Annotated in this window: 2 protein-coding genes and 1 pseudogene; 1 reads left to right on the forward strand and 2 read right to left on the reverse strand. The window is 58.1% G+C overall.

Annotation, left to right across the window (positions count from 1 at the left end):
* Together AAAB35_RS26290 and AAAB35_RS26295 are read right to left on the reverse strand one after the other, a co-directional pair.
* On the reverse strand, positions 1 to 806 hold an 806-nt coding region (locus tag AAAB35_RS26290; RefSeq protein ID WP_340671283.1), incomplete at its 3' end, for an MOSC domain-containing protein.
* A gap of 40 nt (positions 807 to 846) precedes the next feature.
* On the reverse strand, positions 847 to 1,608 hold the full coding sequence (locus tag AAAB35_RS26295; protein ID WP_340671284.1) for a DUF427 domain-containing protein: 762 nt from the start codon (positions 1,606 to 1,608) through the stop codon (positions 847 to 849).
* A 558-nt stretch (positions 1,609 to 2,166) separates the two neighbouring features.
* Between AAAB35_RS26295 and AAAB35_RS26300 the strand changes: the two are divergent.
* A pseudogene (locus tag AAAB35_RS26300) lies at positions 2,167 to 2,522 on the forward strand (hypothetical protein); the annotation flags it as partial.

The following is a 2,522-nucleotide window of genomic DNA, read 5'->3' on the forward strand; positions in this document are numbered from 1 at the left end:
GCTTCTGGTAGCGGCTGGTCGTCCTCGCTCTTCATCGTCAGCGAAAGTACATCCTCGCACTCCCGATCGATCGCAGCGACCACGAGCGGCCGAAACCCCGGCGCAACCGGATGCGCGGCTGCGGCCGGCATCAAGCCCGCATTGCCACCCTCCCTAGGGGTGGACTTGTTCTGCATCAATGCTTCGAATGAAAAACGCCATCCGGGCGAAAGCGGGCCGATCTCTAATGCACGCTGCAGCTTTTCGCGGGAGTGATCGGGTAAATAAAGAAGATCGTTGATCTCTGCAACGGTCATCTGCACCTCGGCTCCTCCCACCTTCACGATTTCGTCGCCCGCGGCCACGTTGCCTTCTTGCAGAACGCGAAAATAGAAGCCGGGTCGCCCGCTCGCCGTCAGCAGAGCGGGCATCCTCGGTTCGTTCATACGGATGCCGACACGATAGCAGGTGACCCGTGGCTGGGTGACCTCGAACACGGCATTGCCAATCTGATAGCGGTCGCCAATGTATACGTCATCGTCGGGCAAACCTTCTACCGTGAAGTTCTCACCGAACTGTCCGTGGACGAAATCAGTTCTCTTCAGGTGTTCCTGCCAATAGCGATAGGAGTCGATCTGGTAAACGAATACGGCACGCTGCTCACCCCCATGCCCGGCCAGATCGCCTTGACCGTCTCCGTCGATGTTCAGCCGGCGGACCTGATGGCGGCCAGGCACGGGATCCTTCCAGATTCCGGTATGGACAATGCGCCCTTTCCACTCAATGTCGCGCGGAAGGCCGACGTTCACTGACAGCAGCCGAGGCATGTCGCTCCAGTCTTTTGAGGTGTGGACTTCGGCCGGCCTCTCATGGCCGGATGCGAGGAGGGAGTGCCTCGTCGACTGTGAGGTCTCGGTCGGGACCGTGCGGAATCACAGACTGACCCGGTTCGATGTGGAGTTCAGTGCCGTCGAGCTGGACCGAGACGATATCCGGCTCGAACGACACGAAACCGGAGATGCGGCTGACTTCGGTATAGGCCTCTCGATATGACCATGCCGCCTTCTTGGTATCGCCGATGTCGTAGTAGTTGCACAGGGCCTTGTAGGGGCAGAAGGTTTGGAGTTCGACGGCAATCAAGGCGGACTCATCCACGTCGGCGCGGTCGACATACCAGCGCGGCGCAAAACCGGACTCGAAAAGCACGAGTGGCCGCGTGGTGTCGGCAATAACGCGGTCGCCGCGGCGGACAACCAGGCGGCGGGACGTATGGCGGATGTCGATGCGATGGTAGCTGTCGGCGGCATGGCCGAGTACGCGTTCATCCTCCTCGTAGAAGGCATCCATAGCCCGCCAGGCAAAGGCCACTCGTCCATTTAATTCCTTCGCGTGATCGGGCAGATCGATGTGTTGCCACGCGCCCCGGTGGGCGCTTTGCTCGCCCCCTTTTACGGTGTACCACGCGGTGGACCCTAGGTCGCGATGCTGGGTGGTGTGTTCGGTCCGTTCCAGGGCATCCGGAGAAATGTCAGCGTCCCGGAAATAAGCCACCGGATAGCGTCCGGGTTCGAAAAGGACGAGGACGTCCTCGCTGTCGGCTATCCAAGCTCCTCCGAAGCGCACCCTCATGCGCCTGCGGAGCGGTTCGACGTACAATAACCTCTCGGGCAAAGGTTCCGGCACGAGGAATCGGCCAACTGCTCCAAGTGAGAGCGGACCTTGTTGCCAGGACAGTCCCATCGCTTACCCTTCGACCGGTTTAATCAGTCGCAATCATACGCTGTAATATGGCCACCAACCACGGGAAAGCTAAATGCTACTACGGGCAAAACGCTTGTCAAGGCGATCACCTTGGAACCGTTGTTGGCATACACTTGGCTGAACTAACGAGTTGGCGGGATTGATTAGCACACGAGCTGACCGCTTTTTGGCCCCGATCTGGGCCAATTGTGTGCGATTTGGCTGCTGCTCCTTAGATCGTCAACGGCATTTCGAAATCGTACAATGCGAGATGAAAGGGTGACGTCGGCAAGCTGCTACACGGGCTCGCTCTAATGCCTGCGGCACTGGGTCAAACGACAAGCTGTCCCGGCCGTTGCCGGTCACGATCGGGGAGGTCGGGCCAGGCGCATGTGTAACCTAGCTCCGCCTTAGAACAAAACGCATCTTGAGTTGAGGAGACTTCCCGTGAATATCCTGACTGTAAATCTGCTGTTCAGCACGCTCGTATTCTGGATAGCCGCCAGAATTTATCTCATCCCAAAGCTGTCAGAACTGGAACCTTCTGCTGTTGTGTTGCCAATACTTCTCCTACATTCCTTGCGGCATTTGGGTCTTATGTTCCTCGCTCCGGGCGCTGTCTATGCTGGAATCCCTTCGGAATTCTCGACGCCAGCAGCCTACGGGGATCTTCTTACGGCAGTACTGGCGCTTATTGCCATTGTGGCTGTATCGGCCAGATCGAGGGCCGCTCGTTCGTTTGTCGGAATTTTCAACGTCGTAGGAACTCTTGACTTAGTCGACGCGATTGCGCTTGCCACTGT

The organism is Phyllobacterium sp. (assembly GCF_037994425.1).
Classification (GTDB): Bacteria; Pseudomonadota; Alphaproteobacteria; order Rhizobiales; family Rhizobiaceae; genus Phyllobacterium.

Coding starts and splice junctions, on each gene's coding strand:
- AAAB35_RS26295 (WP_340671284.1), bottom strand. CDS start 1,608: ATGAGGGTGCGCTTCGGAGGAGCTTGGATAGCCGACAGCGAGGACGTC.